Below are 20,362 nucleotides of genomic sequence, written 5' to 3' on the forward strand. Positions count from 1 at the left end.
TGGCGAGAATGGTCCAAGCGCAAGGCGGAGGATCCTTCCGTAGCGGAGGCGTACCCGTAGGGTACGTTGCAGCGAAGAGAAGGACCGCACAACGCAGTCGATTGGGCCATTATCGGCGACCGACCTAGACAGTAATGACTTTGCGATACTCCGAAAGTCTTTTCTCTAGATCCCCCAGCGTAACTTTAGAAAGCGCGTTGACTGAGAAATCTTGGATAGTGTGGCTGGCCATCATTGAACCCATGATGCACGCTTGTTTCAAGTTAGCAATCGTTGGAACTTCTTTTTGCGCAGCCAAATAACCAAAGAATCCACCGGCGAAAGTATCACCAGCGCCCGTTGGGTCAACAACCGTAGGGATCGGCATCGCAGGAAGGATAAAGTAACCTTCGTCTTTGGTGTACATTGCAAAACCATACTCACCGCGCTTGATAACTACAGCTTTAGGCCCCAATGCCGTTAACAATGGAGCTGCAGAGATAGCGTTCGCAGCGCCAGTAAGCATTTTAGCTTCACCTTCGTTGATTAAAACTAAATCTACTTTTTTAAGAACTTCAACCAACTTGTCTTTTTTAATAGAAATCCAGAAGTTCATTGTATCCATACCAACGAACTTAGGTTGTTTCACTTGTTCAAGAACTTGTAATTGCAATTCAGGAGCGATGTTAGCCAAGAATACAAAAGAAGAATCTTTGAAATGCTCTGGCAATTGTGGATTGAAGTGTTCAAAAACGTTCAACTCTGTTTTCAAAGTTTTTGCTTCGTTAAGATCACCTTCGTAAGAACCTGCCCAGTGGAAAGTCTTCCCTGGAACTTTAGAAAGACCGCCAAGATCAACACCACGCTTATTTAAAAGCTCATAGTGTTCTTGATCATAGTCTTCACCGACAACACCAACAACACGCACTTTTGAAAACAATGAAGCTGCCAAAGAAAAATAGTTCGCAGAACCACCTAGGGCGCGATCCACTTTTCCAGATGGAGTTTGGATTGAATCATAAGCTAAACTTCCGACTACTAAAATTTCAGACATTATTGTTGCTCCTGTGCAGCGTTGGCTAACATTTCACGTTTATATTTTGGAAGACCCGCCAATTTAGAATTGGAGATGTCCATAGAATCTGGCTTGTTTGGCACTTGGCTGGTCAATTGACCGCAAGCCGCATAAATATCACGTCCCATTGAACGTCTTAAAAGAACATGCGCCCCTAAGCGGATCAATTCTGTATGGAAGGCTTCAACAGCTTCGTCAGAAGGACGCTCGTAACCTGAACCTGGGTGTTCGTTAAATGGAATGATATTGATTTTGCATGGAACACCGTGAACTAATTTAACCAATTGGCGCGCGTGCTCGATTTGATCTGTTACCCCTTTAAGCAAGACGTATTCGAAAGTGACCTTATCGCCCGTCGCATTGGTATAGTCCTTACATGCCTTCAACAATTCGGTCGTATTCCATTTTTTATTGATCGGCATCACTTGCGTACGGATTTCATCAGTAGGTCCGTTAAGACTCACAGCCAAACGAACCTTCGCTTCAGCCACGCGCCACATTTCTGGAACGATACCGGATGTAGACACAGTGATTTTTTTACGAGAAAGATTAATCCCCCATGGAGAGTGAATCACGTCGATTGTTTTAAATACCGCTTCAGGATTGTCTAACGGCTCGCCCATGCCCATAAATACGATATTAGAAATGCGTTGACCTTCGCCAAGACGATCATGCGCTTGCATGAACTGACCAACGATTTCCTCAGTACGTAAGCGACGTTTCAATTTCTGTTTACCGGTGAAGCAGAACTTACAGCCGATGTTGCAACCGACTTCAGATGAAATACACAAAGTCAGGCGATCTTCTGAAGGAATCAATACCGCCTCAACACTTTGGCCAGCTCCCATATCAAAAAGCATCTTCTGAGTGCCATCGACAGACTTTAAGTGAGTAATAATTTTTGGAAGGTCGAAAGTCAGGATGCTTGGCAAAGACGCACGAAACTCTTTAGACAAGTTTGTCATTTGCTCGGGGTCTGTGACTCTTTGTTCATAAACCCATTTAAAGATCTGCTGAGCGCGGAATTGTTCTTTGCCCTTCCCTTTTAAGTAAGCCTTAAGGTCTTCCAATGTCAGAGAATAAAAATTAACGGGCTTATTTTCTAAAGGTTTTGCGACGTTATCGTCAGCATAATTAAAAGGGGCAGACGACACAGAGTCGTTAGTGACTGGGTTCAATTCCATCTTGGGCTCCTTGGGGCTTATTACAGCCATGCTTATTACAGCTGGGACCTTAAACTAGTCCCGTTGGTTAAAGGATATGTAGGCGCCGTTTGTAGCATAGGCTCCTGTAATTTGCCTAGTAGAAAGGGGCAGTTTAAGCGACATAGCCAAGCATTTAGGGAAATGCTTACAAGGCTGTCTAAATTTTGGGCCAAGGGCTATAGGGATGCAAAACACGCATAATTAGTTGCCCTTGTCTTGGCTGCGGGGCCCCTTTAAGATGAGGACATGATTTGGCCTTTTATTTTTATCTCTTACGCAAGCTTGTTTACTCTCGGCATTTCTGACAACGTCCGTGGGCCATTATTTCCTGAAATCATGAAACAGTTCGGCGTTTCTGACTCTATGGGCGCTTTAATGTATGTATTAAGCAGTATTGCGGGGCTGGCTGCAAGTTATGCCGCCCATTCGCTATTACGCCGTTTTGATCGCCTGCAAATCATCCAAGGTGCAGCACTAACCATGGTTATCGCTTTAGTGGGACTTGCCGCCTCCCCGGCGTTCTCTGTGTTTTTGTTATTCAGTTTTCTGATGGGTGTTTCACTTGGGATCTTGGGTCTGATTCCAAACATCCTGGTTCCGATTGGCTCAACCCCACAACGTAAACAAAGAATGCTTTCGGGTCTGCATACAATGTATGGGCTTTCTAGCTTACTAGCTCCGTTATTAACCGCGGCTATTGCTGCCGCGACGGGGAATTGGCGCTGGGTGTTTGCGACGGTGGCGCTGGCTCCGGTGGCTTTGCTAATTTATTCTTTTCATCCCACACACAGATCCCTTCATAAAAAAGTGGAAATATCGTCAGAAGATCGTAGGGCGAATAAAAAGAAAAACTTAGCTCCGCAGATCTTCCTAGCGATTATGTTAAGCTCCGCTGTGGCTGCAGAGATTATGATCTCTTCCCGTCTTGCCCTTTACATGCAAAGAGCATTGAATTTTTCGACAGAGGCTGCCAGCCTTTACGTCACCTACTTCTTCGTATCTATGATGGTGGGCCGTTTACTGTTTTCATTTTTGCATTTCAGAAGATCGCCGCAGTATTTGCTTTCAACTTCTTTAATATTAACAGGACTAAGTATTGCCGCGGGTATCTACGTGAATCCGCTTTTCTTAGCTCTGACGGGATTCACAATTGCTCCTTTTTATCCAATGTCGATTGCTTGGGTGTCCTCGGAATTTCCCACCGACCTAGACGCTGCGGTGTCGTATATGAAAGCATCGGATTCTATCGTCTTAATTCTTATGCACTTAGCTATTGGTAAACTGACCGATGTCTTTAGCATTCAAACGGCGATACTAGCGGGTATCTCATTTGTGGTGATTTCTTTGCTTATGGTTGTCAGCTATAAACCGCTCTTCCATAAGCCGACTCGCCCCGAGGTGAAACCAAAGGCACCTCATATTAGTCCCACGGTCTTCCATCCCTAATAGAGCTGTGCCATACTAGCCGCCTATGGCGCGTGAATTTCGAAAAGACATTCGCGGTCGTGGAGCTAGTAGCAACGTCACCAATCGATACGACACCTTAAAATACGAAGCTACCGAAGAAGACTTCGACAATTATGAAACCGAAAAAAGTTTGCTGAAAACGGAAGTTCTGAAGGATTCGTCTCGCTCCATTATCACGAAAAACAACAGTCCTGATATCGGCTTTGAGTTCTCGGTAAATCCCTACCGAGGCTGTGAGCACGGTTGCGCCTATTGTTATGCACGTCCTAGCCACGAGTACTTGGGGTTTTCTCCAGGATTGGATTTTGAATCTAAAATCGTGATCAAAGAAACAGCGCCTGAACTTTTGCGTGAGGCTTTAATGAAGCCATCGTGGAAACCCGCTGTGATTATGATGAGTGGGATTACGGACTGCTATCAACCCTTAGAGCGAAAATACGAACTTACTCGCGGGTGCTTGCGCGTTTTGGCAGATTTTAAAAATCCTGTTTCGATGATCACCAAAAATGCGTTGATTACTAGGGACATCGATATCTTCAAAGAGATGATCGAATACGATGGAATTAAAATCTATATTTCCGTAACAACTTTAGATCCTGAACTTGGAAAAGTTTTAGAACCACGTACCTCAAGACCCCAAGCTCGTTTGCAAGCGATTGAAGCTTTGGCAAATGCCGGCGTTCCTGTTGGTGTTAACGTGGCTCCGTGTATTCCCGGCCTGAACGATCACGAATTGCCACAGATCTTAAAAGCAGCCAGTGAAGCGGGCGCTACTTCGGCGGGATATACACCTTTGCGATTACCTTCTTCTGTTTTACCTATTTTTGAAGAATGGCTAGAGGTGCATCAGCCTTTAAAGAAAGAAAAGGTTTTAAACTCGGTGCGTGATATTCGGGGCGGCAAATTGAATGACGCGCAGTTTGGATCGCGTATGCGCGGGGAAGGGCCTAGGGCTGACCAAATGGCGCAGATGTTCGCTCTTTATACTCGCAAATATAATTTAAATATGAAACATTTCAATCTTTCCACCGCCCACTTTCAAAGACCCGGCGATCAATTGAAATTTAATATAGAGTAATATGCGTAAAGTGCACGTTGATGTAAAACAATTCTCTGTCCCTGTTCCCAGAGTAGGAAGTATTGAAACCCACTCTGGTTACGGTGCTTCGCCCGTCAGCGGGCAAGAGATACATGTGCGTGTACAACGTGAACGTATGCGCGAATATGAAGGCTATGAAGCAGAAAAGCGCTTAGCCTATATTTTTGAAAAAGGCCCTTATCAGTTTAGCATTTCTGGTCGCGCCGATGGTTGTGTCGAAGACCCCGCATTGATTGAAGAAATCAAATCCGCATTTGATGTGGAAGAGCTTTACGCCAAACTTTTAAAAGAACCCAACCATCCTTATGTGTGGCAGTTACGCACCTATGGATATTTCTTTTTTAAGGAAACTGGAAAAGTTCCCCGCCTAAATCTGCATCTTGTTTCTTCACGCAACTTTCGTAGCAAAGACATTAATATAAATTTAGATATTGAAGGTTATGAAGCTTGGCTAGAACTGCGCCTTGAAGAGTTGGTTGCAGAAACAAAGATCAAAGAAAAACTTTTTGATCGTCGTCAAAAAATTTCTAAAGAAATGACTTTCCCTTTCGCAGCTCCCCGCCGCGGCCAAAAGGAATTGGTTGAGACAGTTGCTGAAAACTTTGAAGAAGGCCGTGCTTTACTTGTTCAAGCCCCAACAGGCTTGGGGAAAACCGCAGGAATTTTATACCCAGCTTTAAAAGAATCTTTAGCTCGCGGGCAAAAGGTTGTTTACGTCACTCCGAAAAATTCCCAGCACCAAGTTGCCGAAGAAGCTGTGGAAAAAATCCAAGAGCAAGGATGCAAAGTTCGCAGTCTGACCATCACAGCAAAAAGCAAGATGTGCCTAAAAGCTGAGCCTTTGTGCAATCCCAAGTACTGTGAATTCGCTAAAGACTATTATAAAAAAATCTATGATAACGACTTGGTTAACAAGCTTGCAAAACTGCGTGGAATCACCAGCAGCAAACTTAAAACCATGGGTGAAGAATACGAAGTCTGCCCTTTTGAACTTTCGGTGGAAGCTATTGAAAGAGCCGATGTTGTCATAGGCGATTATAATTACGTGTTTGCTCCACGTGGTTTGTTAGGTCGACTTTCAGCGCCGCTTTTAGAAAATGAAAAAGCAAATCTTGTGATTGATGAAGCCCATAACCTGCCTTCAAGATCCCAGGACTATTTTTCGCCTAGCCTTTCTTTACAACAACTAGGTCAACTTGAACGTGACTTCATCAGGGTTCCAGCGACATTTTCTATTCAAGGTAATGCTTTAGTTCATCGTGCTCGACGTCTCATTCAATCCTATGGCAAGGATGGAATCAATAGGCGCGTTGAAATTGATTTAGATCCATTCATGGAACTAGATAAGGATATTCGCGACCTGACGATGGAGTACCTGGATTCAGATGTAGAAATCATGCCGCAAGACCCGGTTCTGCGCTTCACCAATATGTGGTCCGATTTCGTGAACTCAATCACTTTAAGTGGCGAAGAGTTCTTCCAGACTTATCAAAAAAACAACTTCACCGAAATGCTGAAGATCACCTGCTGTGATGCCTCGGAACATCTAAAACTTGCTTATAAGGAATTTAAAAACGTTGTGGCTTTTTCTGCCACTTTAAAGCCTTTTAATTATTATCAGGAACTTTTAGGTCTTTCGAATTTAGACACCAAACAAGTTGAATTTCAGTCTCCGTTTGAAAAACACAACCGCAAGCTATTAATCATTCCGCAGATCTCAACCAAGTTCACTGACCGCCAAATGAACGCCGGTAAGATCGCTGACACGATTAATAAAATTACTCAAGTGAAACCTGGGAACTACATTGCCTTATTTCCAAGTTTTGAATTTATGCGCTTGGTGGAAAGCAAGGTTCGCCTCACTGGTTACAAAGTGCTGGTGCAAGAACGAGAAATGAAACAGCAACAGACCCAAAGCTATTTAGAAGAAATGAAACTTGCGAACAATCCGACATTGTTGTTGGGGGTGCAAGGCGGAGTTTTCTCTGAAGGTGTCGACTTCCCTGGTGACATGTTAATCGGTGCATTTGTCGTGGGACCGGCTCTTCCTAACTTTGACTTCGAACGTGAACAGATCCGCAACTATTATGAAAACCGTTATGGAAAAGACAAAGCCTTTAATTATGCCTATGTCTACCCTGCCATGGCGAAAGCCATTCAATCTGCGGGCCGAGTGATTCGCTCTGAATCAGACCGCGGTGTAATTGTGATGCTTGATTCACGCTTTTTACAAAATGCGTACGCTGAAACAATGCCCGACGGATGGTATGATCAATCCCCACAGGAACTCGTTTCTAGCCAAATTCTTGCTGACGTTAAAAACTTTTGGGAAAACACGCCATGAGCCTGTTAAAGCATCCCGTTCTTTTTTTAGATTTGCAGACCACAGGGGCAAAACCTGAGTCAGGAAATATTTTAGAGATCGCCTGGGGTGTTTTATCTTCAGAACAAGTAACAAGTTATTTGGTTGAACAACCCGACGGCGAAGAGATTCCGCGCCGTATTCAGTTTATTACGGGCATTTACCAAAAACACATGAATGAGGCGAAACCTTTCACTCAAGTTTTTGCTGAGCTTAAAGATTTCATTAAAGAACACTGCCTTGAAAATCCCGTGGCGGTCATTCATTTCGCTCAGTTTGAAAAACCGTTCTTAGCTGATGCCTACGAGAAACTTACAGAAGAACTCCCTTTTCAAATTCTTTGCACCCACGAAATCGCAAAAAGACTTTTACCAAACTTACCGACCCGAGGAATTAAAGGACTGGCCGGTTACTTTGGCTGCCCTTCAGGGGAATTAAAACGCGCTGCGAATCACGTGCAAGCCACCCAAGTGATCTGGCAAGGTCTTACGGGTTTGCTAGCAGAAAAAAACATTCTTTCTTTAAGCGATCTTAACACTTGGCTTAGCGAAACTCCAAAAACAGCCCGGGTCAAATACGAATACCCACTTCCTAAAGAAAAGCGTTTAAGCCTTCCGAAGGAACCTGGGGTTTACCGCATGCTAAGCCGCTGGGGCGAAGTCCTTTACGTTGGTAAAGCCACTTCACTTCATGACCGTGTGAATAGTTATTTCCGCGGGCAAAAGAATCGCGATAGTCGAAAGCTTGAAATGCTGACCCAAGTTTGGGATTTGCAAGTCACGGTTGTTGGCAGTCCTTTAGAATCAGCACTTTTAGAGACCGACGAGATCAAACGCTTAAATCCTCCGTACAATGTCAGCTTAAAAGTCGGCAGAAGGGAACTTGCCTTCTTTAATGAAGATTTTACTTCACTAAGTCCTGTGGCTGATGAAATTCATCAAATAGGTCCGTTTTCAAACGCCATGGCCTTGGATTCAGTTTTGCGTTTAAGCCAATCCGTCAAAGAACAATCCTTTGATGAAAACATGTTTTACGAACCGATTGATGCTGAACTGCTTGAAGCCGGTTTTGATTTGTTTTGTGATCGCCATGGTTTCAGCAAAGAAGATTTTCGTTCGGTCCGCTCTGTTCTTGCCGTAGGCCTTAACTGGTATCGCAAGTTAGTCGAAGAAGCTGAGGAAGAAGAAATCATTGAAGAGCCTGAAGAAGCCGCAGCTGACACCGAAACGGAAGATGAAGAAGAAGTGGAAATCGAGCTCACAGCGGAAGACTTAGCCGACAAGTATGAACGTCATTTCATTCGCTCCGCTGCCACCTATTTACGTACAAAAAAGCTGACTCAGCTATTAAATGCGCGCATTAAAATCGCAGAAAAAATGGAATTAAAGATTCAAGGCGGCCAAGTGCTGGCGCCACAAAGCCAGCATGTAAAACAAAGATCTTCATGGCAAAATCTTGGTATCGACACCTATGATCGTATGACCGTGCTTTATACAGAACTGAACAAACTGCGTTCCAAAAACGAAACTTTAGAAATTACTTTTTAAAAACAGAATATTTTAGCTCGACAGCTTCGCCTAGCCAAAGTGCCGCTTGAGTGTGATCGTAGTGATCATCCCCTGTCAGCTCATGTACTAAAACAGATAGATCCCCACGAGAATGCATAAGCCATAAAACGACTTCAGAAAAAAGTTCTTTTGGGAAATTAATTTCAAACATGGGAACAGGATGAGGACCAATGGCTTCAGGAATCATTTCCCCAACGAAGACTTTTAGACCCGCAAATTGTTCGATGGCGGCTTTACGAAAGGTTTCGGCTTGCTGTCTTTGTTCAGCGGAAAAATAGATATGCGCATCGAATTCCCGAGGGAAGCCAGCAGGCAAAAGTTGTGAATTTACTTTGTAGGGACGTTCCATGGCCAGGATTTATAACATAGTCTCTGGAACAAACAATGATAGAAATTCTGACTGAAAGCTTTGCCACCAGCGGGCGTCGGGTTCTTCGCTAAAGACGATACTCTTTCCACTTTCGACCGTGTTCCATTGCACATCGTTTTTATCATTAAGACTTACCCGATAAGATAGTTCTGGTAAGAATCTTAAGGCATTATTTAAAAACTGATCAGCCAGCTCCGGGCTTTCAAACAAAACCCCAAACTCAGTATTAAGCTCAATAGATCGGGGATCTAAGTTCAGTGAACCAACAAACATCGCACGACGATCAAAGATAAAAACTTTGCCGTGCAGACCCAACCTTGCTCCTGAGGTTCCCACCAAACGAAATTTACGAGCCTTCGGAGTCACGCGCGGTTTAAGTTCATAAAGATCGACACCCGCTCTGATAAGTTGTTTGCGATATTTCTTATACCCAGCAAAAGTTAAAGGGACGTCATTTGAACCTAAAGAGTTCGTAAAAACGGAAACCTGCACACCTTTGGCTTCTTTGTTTTTAAAATATTCAACACCCTTTGCACCCGGGATAAAGTAAGGTGAAACGATGAAGAGCTCTTTTGTCGGAGGTGAAATTGGCATCGCCTCCATATATTTTTTTAAATTTCTTCCGTCGTAGGTATCTTGATTTTCCTGGTCAATTTTTTCCGGCGAATCATAGTAGATCTGCGCCCTGCCCCAATAAGTTTTTAGTCGTCCCGCGCGAAAGTCCGCATCTAAACTAGAGCTTGCCAATTGCTTTGCATAGGATGACTTTTGCAGATCATTAGAAGCGGACGCAAAACTTTCACGAAGGTTTTTATAATCTTCATCGGTGATTTCACGCTGATTTAAAACAGAAATGGGCACTGAAAAACCGCTATTCCAATATTCATCAAAGGCATCAGAACACTGACCCACGATAGGACCAAAAGCCCACACGTCGTAATCACCGAAATTTTCTTCACCGTGGGCCGTAAAGTACTGCTCACCAATATTTCTTCCACCCGTGATGGCCGTTTGATTATCGGCGATCATAAGTTTGCCGTGCATGCGGCGATGGGCTTGGTGAAACCGGACAATTTCAAATAAGCGTATTTTGCGAAAAGAAAATGGATTAAACATGCGCACTTCAATTTGCGGATGACGATCTAAAGCAAGCAGCGCATCTTCGTAAGGACCTAAATTTAAATCATCCAGCAGAATCCTTACGCGTACCCCGCGATCAGCCGCCTGGATTACCTCATGTCCCATGGCTTTACCGATTCTGTCGTCTGCCCAAAGATAGTATTGTAAATCCAAAGTCTTCTGGGCCATTTGAATGGAAACGATTCGCGCCTTATATGCATCTGTTCCAGCCTCAAGCGGAACAAATCCAGAATTGCCTTTATGGGCTTGAACGGTGGGACTTAGCAGCTTTCCCAGAACGGTGTCAGAGGTTTCTTTAATGGCGTAGGCCTTTGGTGAAATGTAGGTTTTAGGAACACCATTGCAACCCACAAACGAAAGGCAAAGTATGAAGAAACCTGACATCACCAACTTCATAATGTCAGGTTACGAAACAGGCCCAAAAACAGGCCATATGTTATTTAAAATATTCTAGTGGGCTGTTTGGATATATTCGATAAGTTCAGGGATCTCACAAGGTACACATCCCACTTTGCCAACCACCACGCCAGCGGCATAGTTTGCAAGCATACAAGACTGAACAAGTGACAAACCAGAAACCAAACCTAAAGCCAGAGCGGCAATGACTGTATCCCCGGCACCCGTCACATCAAACACTTTTCGTGCGTATGTTGGGACTTCCGTCACATGGTCATCTGAAAAAATAGTCATACCGTCTTTACCACGGGTAAGAACAACTTCTTTAGCGCCAGTGATTTTTTGTAAAGCACGACCTACTTCGACCACCTTATTTGGATTGTCGCGAAGATCGTCAAAATCAAGTCCCGTCAACACAACCGCTTCGTCATAGTTAGGCTTAATCAAATCAACACCCAAGTAGAATGAACCGGGATTGTTACGGTGTGGATCCACCATCAATTTTTTATTATGCTTTTTGCAAATCGCAGAAACTTTTTCGACCACATTGCGAGAAATAACACCTTTTGCATAATCTTCGATAATCACGCAATCCGCTTTATCCACGTTCTTTTCAACTGTCGCAATCAAGCGGGCTTCGGCATCCGCAGAAAGATATTTACGAAGTTCATAATCGACGCGCACGATGTGATGGTGCTTTGCCATCACGCGGGTTTTGCGAGTGGTAGGACGATCTTTATCAACGATCATGTAATCCCAGCTGACTCCGCTTTTTGCTGCCAAAACTTTTAATAGGTCAGCACCCGTGTCTTCACCGACAACCGAAACCAGCATCGCTTCGCCACCAAGGCTTGCTACGTTTTGCGCAACGTTGGCAGCAAGGCCCAAACGCATATCTTCTTCATCAACTTCAACAACAGGCACAGGAGCTTCAGGGCTGATGCGGCGAACTTGCCCCATCACGTATTCATCAAGACCCACGTCACCGATAATAAGAATCTTTTTTCCCTTTAAACGAGGAATCTGCTGCACCAAAAGTTCTTTATCTTGAGGACCTACTTGAGCCTTTACAGGTGTTGTCATTTTTTCATTCTCCTGAGGCTTCTTTGTAACGGAACTGCTGCCTGCTGTCACTCTCCTTGGCTAGGCTCTGATGCCTATGGTAAAAGGGCTTTCTATGTTCAAACCTAAGGGCTCTTCATCGAAATCAGGCTCCCCTCCGCCAAAAAGAGGGCTTTTTCAGAAGTCACAACCTTCTGAAACCAAGACCTTGCCCCACAATTTGATCTATAAAAACGCGTTTATTTCAGCCCGAGAAAAACAAGAGATTCTGACTTATCTAAAGACGCTTTATCCAATCTGGGAAATGCGTTATTCCAAAAATAATCCTCCGCCGGAAAATCAAAAACAGCGTCCCCTGTTGCGCCCGGTTTATTGGCTTGGTAACTGGCAGTTTGCTTGTCTGAACTACTATCATCCGCCAAAAGGCATCTATAACCGCTGCGTGCAAGCTGAAGGTTACCCGCCGATTTTAGAATATTTGGTGCAAAAAATTGAAGCCATCGTTCGCGATAGTTACGAACAACGAGACATCCCTCGCGGGTGGCACTTAAACACCTGCTTGATCAATTATTATGGCAATCAGATTCAAGAAGACGGCAAACGCTTAGACTGTGCGCGCGTGGGTGAGCATAAGGATTTTGAACCCGGTCCGGTGGCTTCAATTTCTTTTGGCGAAAAGGCGCTGTTCCAGTTTGTTTCAAGCCGTGGAACGGAGTCTAAGTCCAATGTCGTTTTCCAACAGTGGTTGGAAGACAGCTCGCTACAAATCTTTGGCGGCGATAAATTCAAGAGACATCTGTTTCACCGTGTGCAACGGGTTGAGAAAAAAGAAGACACGATTTTCCCACTTAATGAAATCGACAACTTCGAAACTAGAAGAATTAATTTTACCTTTAGATACGTTCCGGACGAGCACATCGTACCTTTTTCACGCCTTCCGGCTGAAGCCAAGGAAGACGTGCAAGGTTACGTGCAAAAGCTTGCCGAACACTCTGAATTTTTTAAATCCCAACTATAAAGCGATTGGCCACGAGGCCTTTAAAACCGGTTTGCTTTTCACAAAAGCCCACGTCAGTTTCAAATTTTGATTCAACCAGCGAACCATCATTTCTTGTTCTGACGGATGCATTTGTTTATTCAAAAATCGGAAATCAAACTGCGAAAGCGGCAGACTTAAGCTCATGGTTTTTTCTTTACCTTTTGAGTTCTCAAAAGTGATTTCAACGGTAACGAATCCCACTTTTTTACCTGGCTCTTGAACTTCAAAATGAAGTTTAACGTTTTTATCGAAAAACCCTGCCCATTCATCATCTGATAGCTCAACCTCAAGCCCTTGCTGGGACATTTGAAAGTTCGGTGAATGGGATAGAACGTAGGACTGAAATAAACCAGTAAAAGCGCTCCATTCATAGGGAATTGGCAATGTGCAGTGAACGCCTTCAGGTAAATCAATCACGCGAATATTTTTGCTGTCGTACTTGATAGTTTTATTCTGAAGCAACTGCGAATTCATAAAATAAGGAACCGCTGGATCCTCTTGGGTGGCATAGATCAAAACAGGCTCTTCGACATTTTTATAGTATTTCCAGAAATCGTTCAGTCCCCAGAAATCATTTCCGTCTTTCATTCCCGGCGGCAACTGCACTGAAGAAATATAAGAAAGTCCACCTTTGTAGGTTCTGGCGATCTCAGTGATCGCCTTAGAAAGAAAAGCAAAATTGTCATGTGTCAGCAAAGCAGGAAGTTTTTGATCAAGACCTAAAAGGCGTTGGCGGCTCCACAGATCGACAACCACTGATTTAAATCCGCCATGGGTCAAATTCAGCATTGTAGGTTGCAGTTGCACGACCGGGCAAAGTGCTGTGAAGCTATTAATCAGCGGAGTTTTGCCAGAGTTGTACTTGTTCAACAAAGACGAAAATAAAACTCCATGCCCACCTAAGCTCACACCGAAAACGTGCACGCTATCAACGATCTGTGAAATAGGCTCATCTGGATTTTTCAAAAGTTTAGCGATCAAAAGATTTTGAATTCCCTCGTCGTAACCACCAAAAGAAAACTGAGAGTTGTTAGCGACAAAATCAGAGCTGGACATATTTTCAACCATCACCACGTTGAATGGCGATTGCTCAAAGAGCATCATCAACCAAGCTCGCTCTGGTTTAAAATCTTCGATACTTGAAAAAATTCCTGTGCGCACGATCACAAACGGTCGGCGTTTGAAATCTCCTTTTAGTGCTAACAAGCCTTTCAGTTTCACGTTTCCTGGAAGATTAAAAACCACGCGACGTAAAAACGGATGCTCTTGCGGTTGGTACTTCATGGACATCATGCTGACTAAATTCGTAAAGTATCCCGTGTCGCCAGTACTTAAATCGGCTTTACAATCGCTAAAATATTTCTGCACCAGCGCGCCTTGCAGTTGCGCTGATTTTGCTAGACGCGGATCCATCATGCGCTCTTGCCAAACCGCCGGAACACAGTGGGATGACATTTCTTTAGTCTTTCCATCAGGCGTCCAGCTAAGCAGGTTTTCGAATACAAAGTTCAGCGCATAAGAATAACGCCCTGGGCTGTTACCAAGGAGCGGTGAATTCTCTGGCGGAAAACTGATCCGGGAGCTTTTAAATTGCTCTAGGAATGCTCGTTGAGGAGTTGTCGCATTTGCGGATAAAGCAAAAGTAAGAAGGCAGATAGATAAAATACAAGACCAACGCATGAAGGGTATTGTGGCCAAAAAGAACCACTGAGTCATCACCTTTTTCCGGAGTGACTTTGAGTATTTACTTAATTAAAGTTTAGGCCTGAGATTTTAAGGAGACACAAATCATGGAACACAAGATAGAGCCCCTTTATGATGGGCCTCTTTTCAGAAACGCCATTCAAACTCTCGAAGAAGCGGCAAAAATTATCAACTGTGACCCGAACGTACTTGAGCGCCTAAAACGTCCTCGTCGCGCTATCACTGTATCGGTACCGGTTCGTATGGATGACTACAGCGTTAAAGTTTTCACTGGTTATCGCGTTCAGTACTCTCCAACTTTAGGCCCCTACAAAGGTGGAATTCGTTATCACCAAAACGTGGACCTTTCTGAAGTTGTAGGTCTTGCAGCTTTAATGACTTTCAAAAACTCTGTTTTGGGTCTTCCTCTTGGTGGAGCTAAAGGTGGTATCACCGTAGATCCAACTAAACTTTCTCGTACCGAAAAACAAAACCTGACTCGTCGTTATGCTTCTGAAATTGGACCTTTTGTTGGACCAACAAAAGACATCCCAGCTCCAGACGTGGGCACTGATCCACAAACTATGGCGTGGTTCATGGATACTTACTCTCAAGAACAAGGTGGCTTCGCGCAACCTGGTGTTGTAACTGGTAAGCCAGTCGAAATCGGCGGTTCTTTGGGCCGTAACCATGCAACAGGTCTTGGTGTTGTTTATGTTGCTGAAAAAGCTTTCGAAGTTTGCGGCATGAACATGAAGGGCTCTACGATCGCGATTCAAGGTTTCGGTAACGTAGGTTCTTTCGCAGCGAAATTCGCAGCTGAACGCGGTGCTCGTATCGTGGCAGTAAGTGACGTATCTGGCGGTATCCATAACGGTGACGGCTTAGACATCGCTGACGTTGTTGAATACGTAAAGGCTCACAAATTCTTGAAGGGCTATCCTAAAGCTCAACCAATCAGCAATGAAGATTTGCTTGAAGTGAAATGTGATGCTCTTTTCCCGTGTGCTCTTGAAAATCAAATCGACACGCACAATGCTGAAAAGATCCAAGCTAAAATCATCGTTGAAGGTGCTAACGGACCTATCACGAATGCAGGAACAAAGATCCTTTCAAAACGTGGCGTATTCATCGCTCCAGACGTTATTGCTAACGGTGGCGGCGTGATCGTTTCTTACTTTGAATGGGTTCAAGATACGATGGCTCTTTTCTGGGATGAAGATGAAGTGAATAGCCGCTTAAAAGGTATTATCACTAAAGCTTTCGACAAAGGTTATGCTTTATCGAAGGAAAAAAACATCGACATGAGAAACGCAGCTATGGCTGTATCTGTTCAGCGTCTTGAAAAAGCCATGCTTTTGCGCGGTCTATATCCAAGATAATGTCTTTGTCCAAGCCTTGGTTTCTTATACCACCCCAGTGGGCTCACGATCTGAGCTCACTGGCTTTACCTCTGTACTCTTTCATCCACGGTCGCAAAACTCCGCAATGGAATAGCTTTGACTGGCGTGGACTTCATTTCGCCAACCCATTGGGAATCGCCGGCGGAGTTGATAAAAATGCTGATAATTTGAAAGACTGGTGGGCTTTGGGCTGCGGTTTTGTTGAAGTGGGAACGGTTACTCCCCGCGCGCAAAATCCAAATCCTGGTAAGATCATGGATCGTGATCTAGAGCTTCAGGCGATGTGGAATAAGATGGGTTTTCCCAGCGAAGGCGCTGACGACGTCTTTTACAATCTTTCTTCGTACGCTCCGAAATATCGTACACCGATTTTTGTGAATATCGGTAAGAACCGCTACACTCCGAACAATCAAGCTGTTCAAGATTATCTGACTCTAGTCGATAAATTTCGTCCTTTTGCAGATGCCTATGTTGTGAATATCTCTAGTCCCAACACTACGGGCCTTCGAGATCTTCAGAACAAAGAGAATCTGGATTCTTTAATCAGTCCTATTGTTGAACGTGTTTCTCGCTATGAACCCACACCTGTCCTGGTGAAGTTATCGCCAGATATGGGCGAAGAAGTTTTGTCAGAAACTGTTGTGCACTTGGCTAATTTGGGAGTTGACGGATTCGTGTTAACAAACACGACTCTTTCTCGACCTGCTGGCTGCACTTTCCCCGCAGAGGGCGGCCTTTCTGGGGCGCCTTTAAAGGAACTTTCTAAACGTGCGTTGAAAATCGCAACAGAAAGTTTAGGACAAAAACGCGAAGGCAAGCTTCTAGTCAGCGTAGGCGGAATTATGACCCCCGAAGATGTCTTTGAAAGATTGCAAATGGGCGCAGATCTTGTTCAAATTTATTCTGCTTTAGTTTTTCATGGACCTCATTTTTTCCATGACGTAGCAAGAAGGTATAATGACGGACGATAGCGCTGTGGAAAGCAAAACTAGAAAATCTAAAATCCGCAAAGGACATTGGATTCCAGTGGTTGCTGGTTTTTTGCGCAAAGATGGCAAAATTCTTGTAGGTCAGCGTCCTGAAAATAACTCTTTAGCGGGCCAGTGGGAATTTCCTGGCGGAAAAATTGAGTCTGGCGAAACACCTGAAGATGCTTTAGCCCGTGAATTAAACGAAGAGCTAGGAATTGAAGCCGAAGTGGGTGAACTAAAACTTGCTTGTACGCATTCCTATGGTGATGTCGGTATCCTGATTTTGTTTTACGAAATATTATATTGGAAGGGCGAACCCCGCGCGAAACATCACATGATGCTAGAGTGGATTCACCCTGAAGAACTAAAACACCGAAACATTCCTGAAGCCAATCGCAAAATCTTGCATAAGATTTATAAAGCTCTAGGACTTGAATGGCGAAAGTAATACTAGTTAGCAAAAAAGTTGACGCCACCTCCTGGCAACTTGCTCAGGCCTTAAAAGCCCAGCAACACGAAGTCATCTTGCTTACTAGTTACGGCGAAATTCCCCCTGAAAGTAATGGCATTGAATTCATGGCTTATTTCAAAAGATGGAATCTGCTTGAAGGCATTAGAATCATCCCTGGCTTGTTCGGTTTACAGCCGCAAATTCTGCACATCTTGCTTGATGAAGATAAAATGAATGCCGCGCAGATGGTGCTTTCAACTTTTGCAAAATCCCATCCTTCTTGCGTTTTAACGACGTCATTGCTTCACATCCGCCATGGACTTAGCCGAGGCAATGCGGTTCGCTATTTGATTGAAGAAAGTGATATCGTCACCTGCCCAACAGTAGATTCATTGGGCCAGCTTCGTGGTCTGAACGTGCGATCTGTTCGACAGGGCCGCGGGATTTTGCCTCCGGTTTTAGACTTGAAAAACGAAATTCACGACGAAGTCTACTCTGGCGAAGAAGTCGCGTTAGCCCAGCACTTTGCCGATAAAGACTATGTGGTTATTCCTTTTCGTGAAGACAAATTTGATCCAGACTCTGAAACTTTTGTTCGCATCCGCGCTTTTGCGCAGAAGTATAAAGTGGTCTTGTGGGGAAGCTATTCTCACTGGGCATTAAGGGAACGAAAAAAGTTCGCAAAATGGATGGCTGATTTTGGCTGTTCAGATTGTTGGACCGTGACTGGACTTTTATCGGCACAAATCAGTCAGCAGCTTTTGGAAAATTCAAAAGCGTTTGTCTTAGCAGGACAACATCTGACCCCAGTTGAAATGACCGAGTATTATCTGCGCGCCATTCAATCAAGTGCCACATTGATTCTGGATTCAAAACAAACCAGCTTGCATTCTGATTTGTGGAAACATGCCGTGAATTGCTGGGTCCTGGACTATCATCATCTGCAAAGAGATCTGGTGAGATTATTAGCGAAATCTCATTTACGAGTTCCTGAAAGTTTATCAGACCAACTGGCGCAAGACCGTCACGTGATTGATTCGTCCTTGAATGAACTCAATCGTCTGTACAACAAGGCTTTAAATAATCTAAGATAAGACATGGCTAAAAAACCACGTCTGCCTGAAAGCTTAAATATCTGTCTGACTTCCCATCGCTTTCCGATTTTAAGTCGCGCAACGGATTTAGGTTTTTTATGGCCCATCGCCAGAGGCCTTGCTCGCGAAGGTCATAAAGTCACAGTTTTAGCTGCTTCTTCCCCCTTAAAAAAACCTGAAGTTTTTAGGGACGGCGTGCGCGCTTACTTTCTTCATGAAGGCGAAAAAAACCTAAGCCATATGAATTTTCAGATGGCGGTTCGTCAGCGTTTCAGTCAGCTGCATAAGGAAGAACCCTTTCACATCGTGCACAGTATTGATAAATCAGCGTTCCGTATTGCCACTCGCAAAGAAGATCTAAAAGTGGCCGTTGCCTATGACGTTGAGGCGACTCAGATGTCACAACTTTTTGCGATCCGCGCGATGAAACAAGACACCTTAGGAAGCATGTTAACGACAGCCTTAGCGGTGTCTTATAAGTTTTTGACGACTTATTATGGTGGAGACCGACGTTTACTTTCGACCGCCGACGGGATCTTCGTTACCAACCCTGAACAACGAATTATTTTAGAGCGTTATTATCTTTATCCCGACTTTCACACCTACACAGTGCCCTATGGAATTGAGTTAGGTGACTTATCCCCGAAGGAAAAATCCTTAGAGCTGCGTAAAAAACTTGGCATTCCTGAAAACGCCCACATTGCAGCCACGATCACTGACATGACCGAGGTTCAAGAGGTTTTACCTCTATTAAGAGCTTTTGAAAAAGTCGCTATCAAAAAACCAAATAGCTATCTGCTTTTAGTGGGTAATGGTCCGAAGTTTAAAAAGATTGAGTATGAAGTATTAAACCTAGCTTTAGGCAATCGAGTGATCATGCCTGGCGCTGTCCCCGCCAATGAACTTGAAGACTATATTTTGTTAGGCGATGTCTTTGTAAACATGAGTTCTAGAACAACTGGTTTTGAACCATCTACTTTGGAAGCTATGGCTCAAAAAAAGGTCGTTTTAGGTTCCGAAGTGTCCCCGATCGCTAATATTATTGAAGATGGTCGCGATGGATTCTTGTTAAGACCGGCCGATGTGGACTCTATGAGTAATCTTTTGGTGGAAATTTTCTCTGGAACCCTGCCTGCTGATGAGATCGGCGATCGAGCCCGCCAAAAAGTGGTCGATTTGTTCGATACAAGCAAGATGGTCCAGGCTACGTTAGATGCCTACCGCAAAATCCTTATAAATAGCGGCGCCTATAAGAAGCAATGAGTTAAAACTTTTAAAAGTGGTAGTCACAGCCTTTCTGATCTGTATAATCGAGAGTGTTATCAATACTTTAAGTATTAGGAACCAGAGATGACTAAAGCGGATTTGATTAATTTAATTTCTGAAAAAGCGGGCATCACCCGTGTGAAAGCAGAGACTGTAGTAAACACTATTTTTGATTCTATGGTTGAAGCACTTATGCGTGATGATCGTATTGAGATCCGTGGTTTTGGTTCCTTTGTGAATCGCCAATATGGTGCTTATAAAGGCCGCAATCCTCGTACAGGTGAAATCATCAACGTAGAGGAAAAGAAACTTCCATTCTTCAAAGTTGGAAAAGAACTTAAAGAAGATATCAACAACGGCTCTAAAGAGGGCTAAAGAAAAAGGGGCTAAAAAGCCCCTTTTTTTATTCCTAAATTTTACTGTCAGAACAGCTTATTTTACACACTCAGTTTTAATAACTTCATAGAAACCGTTGGCTGCTTTGAAAGTCGTTAAACATTTAAAAGTCACACGAGCGTAATAGCCACGAACTTCAGTAGTAATCGCAAGATCAGCGCCTTCTACAGTCACGAATTTATGACCTTGAACATTCACTGTCTCTTCATCAAAACCAAGAGTTTCAAGAACGCTTTCGTTAGTCATGAACCAGATTTCTTTCATTTTTCCGGCAAACGCTGGAGAAGCAAAAAGAACAGCAGCAAGAATTAGTTTTTTCATAGAAATTCCTCGTTA

18 protein-coding genes are annotated in these 20,362 nt (G+C 43.9%); 11 read left to right on the top strand and 7 right to left on the bottom strand.

Annotated elements, in window-relative coordinates:
• Window positions 1-124: 124 nt before the first annotated feature.
• Together MNR06_RS08700 and rlmN are read right to left on the bottom strand one after the other, a co-directional pair.
• Entirely contained in the window at window positions 125-1,033 is a 909-nt protein-coding gene (locus tag MNR06_RS08700; RefSeq protein ID WP_243535015.1) for a PfkB family carbohydrate kinase, read from the bottom strand.
• A complete protein-coding gene (gene rlmN / locus MNR06_RS08705) occupies window positions 1,033-2,238 on the bottom strand; it encodes a 23S rRNA (adenine(2503)-C(2))-methyltransferase RlmN (RefSeq protein ID WP_243535018.1) in 1,206 nt (401 codons plus the stop codon). Before rlmN ends, MNR06_RS08700 begins: the two co-directional genes overlap by 1 nt.
• 267 nt (window positions 2,239-2,505) lie before the next feature.
• On the opposite strand from rlmN, the gene MNR06_RS08710 reads away from it, so the two are divergent.
• The 4 genes from MNR06_RS08710 to MNR06_RS08725 are packed head-to-tail and all read left to right on the top strand — an operon-like array spanning window position 2,506 to window position 8,734.
• Entirely contained in the window at window positions 2,506-3,705 is a 1,200-nt protein-coding gene (locus tag MNR06_RS08710) for an MFS transporter (protein WP_243535022.1), read from the top strand.
• Window positions 3,706-3,730: 25 nt separating this feature from the next.
• A complete protein-coding gene (locus MNR06_RS08715; RefSeq protein ID WP_243535025.1) occupies window positions 3,731-4,804 on the top strand; it encodes a PA0069 family radical SAM protein in 1,074 nt (357 codons plus the stop codon).
• A 1-nt stretch (window position 4,805) separates the two neighbouring features.
• Window positions 4,806-7,169, top strand: coding sequence for an ATP-dependent DNA helicase (locus tag MNR06_RS08720; RefSeq protein WP_243535028.1), 2,364 nt, complete (start codon window positions 4,806-4,808; stop codon window positions 7,167-7,169).
• Window positions 7,166-8,734 (top strand): exonuclease domain-containing protein, encoded by a 1,569-nt coding sequence (locus tag MNR06_RS08725; protein ID WP_243535030.1) that lies wholly within the window; start codon window positions 7,166-7,168, stop codon window positions 8,732-8,734. Before MNR06_RS08720 ends, MNR06_RS08725 begins: the two co-directional genes overlap by 4 nt.
• On the opposite strand, the gene MNR06_RS08730 is transcribed toward MNR06_RS08725, so the two are convergent.
• From MNR06_RS08730 to rfaE1, 3 genes are all read right to left on the bottom strand, one after another.
• Window positions 8,724-9,104 carry a DOPA 4,5-dioxygenase family protein gene (locus MNR06_RS08730; protein WP_243535033.1) on the bottom strand — a complete coding sequence of 127 codons (381 nt, stop codon included), beginning with the start codon at window positions 9,102-9,104 and terminating at the stop codon, window positions 8,724-8,726. The genes MNR06_RS08725 and MNR06_RS08730 overlap by 11 nt on opposite strands.
• A 9-nt stretch (window positions 9,105-9,113) precedes the next feature.
• On the bottom strand, window positions 9,114-10,649 hold the full coding sequence (locus tag MNR06_RS08735) for a phospholipase D family protein (protein WP_243535035.1): 1,536 nt from the start codon (window positions 10,647-10,649) through the stop codon (window positions 9,114-9,116).
• Between the two features lie 66 nt (window positions 10,650-10,715).
• On the bottom strand, window positions 10,716-11,744 hold the full coding sequence (gene rfaE1 / locus MNR06_RS08740) for a D-glycero-beta-D-manno-heptose-7-phosphate kinase (protein WP_243535036.1): 1,029 nt from the start codon (window positions 11,742-11,744) through the stop codon (window positions 10,716-10,718).
• Window positions 11,745-11,838: 94 nt separating this feature from the next.
• Between rfaE1 and MNR06_RS08745 the strand changes: the two genes are divergently transcribed.
• On the top strand, window positions 11,839-12,741 hold the full coding sequence (locus MNR06_RS08745) for an alpha-ketoglutarate-dependent dioxygenase AlkB (protein WP_243535038.1): 903 nt from the start codon (window positions 11,839-11,841) through the stop codon (window positions 12,739-12,741).
• Here the strand turns inward: MNR06_RS08745 and MNR06_RS08750 are convergent.
• Window positions 12,736-14,478, bottom strand: a complete 1,743-nt coding sequence (locus tag MNR06_RS08750; protein WP_243535041.1) for a hypothetical protein — start codon at window positions 14,476-14,478, stop codon at window positions 12,736-12,738. The two genes, MNR06_RS08745 and MNR06_RS08750, sit on opposite strands and share 6 nt — an antisense overlap.
• Before the next feature lie 74 nt (window positions 14,479-14,552).
• Between MNR06_RS08750 and MNR06_RS08755 the strand changes: the two genes are divergently transcribed.
• The 6 genes from MNR06_RS08755 to MNR06_RS08780 all read left to right on the top strand — a co-directional run bounded on the left by MNR06_RS08755 (window position 14,553) and on the right by MNR06_RS08780 (window position 20,005).
• Entirely contained in the window at window positions 14,553-15,827 is a 1,275-nt protein-coding gene (locus tag MNR06_RS08755; RefSeq protein ID WP_243535043.1) for a Glu/Leu/Phe/Val family dehydrogenase, read from the top strand.
• Window positions 15,828-15,832: 5 nt separating this feature from the next.
• Complete coding sequence (locus MNR06_RS08760; RefSeq protein WP_243535045.1) at window positions 15,833-16,819, top strand: quinone-dependent dihydroorotate dehydrogenase; 987 nt, start codon at window positions 15,833-15,835, stop codon at window positions 16,817-16,819.
• Entirely contained in the window at window positions 16,806-17,267 is a 462-nt protein-coding gene (gene mutT / locus MNR06_RS08765; RefSeq protein WP_243535048.1) for an 8-oxo-dGTP diphosphatase MutT, read from the top strand. The genes MNR06_RS08760 and mutT overlap by 14 nt, the downstream gene beginning before the upstream one ends.
• Window positions 17,255-18,364, top strand: a complete 1,110-nt coding sequence (locus tag MNR06_RS08770; protein WP_243535051.1) for a hypothetical protein — start codon at window positions 17,255-17,257, stop codon at window positions 18,362-18,364. Before mutT ends, MNR06_RS08770 begins: the two co-directional genes overlap by 13 nt.
• A 3-nt stretch (window positions 18,365-18,367) precedes the next feature.
• Window positions 18,368-19,627 (top strand): glycosyltransferase family 4 protein, encoded by a 1,260-nt coding sequence (locus tag MNR06_RS08775; RefSeq protein ID WP_243535053.1) that lies wholly within the window; start codon window positions 18,368-18,370, stop codon window positions 19,625-19,627.
• A gap of 87 nt (window positions 19,628-19,714) precedes the next feature.
• Entirely contained in the window at window positions 19,715-20,005 is a 291-nt protein-coding gene (locus tag MNR06_RS08780) for an HU family DNA-binding protein (RefSeq protein ID WP_243535056.1), read from the top strand.
• A 57-nt stretch (window positions 20,006-20,062) separates the two neighbouring features.
• Here the strand turns inward: MNR06_RS08780 and MNR06_RS08785 are convergent, their stop codons facing one another.
• Window positions 20,063-20,347 carry a hypothetical protein gene (locus MNR06_RS08785; protein ID WP_243535059.1) on the bottom strand — a complete coding sequence of 95 codons (285 nt, stop codon included), beginning with the start codon at window positions 20,345-20,347 and terminating at the stop codon, window positions 20,063-20,065.
• Window positions 20,348-20,362: the final 15 nt, after the last annotated feature.

The sequence above is a fragment of the Bdellovibrio reynosensis genome, from assembly GCF_022814725.1.
GTDB classification, from domain to species: Bacteria; Bdellovibrionota; Bdellovibrionia; order Bdellovibrionales; family Bdellovibrionaceae; genus Bdellovibrio; species Bdellovibrio reynosensis.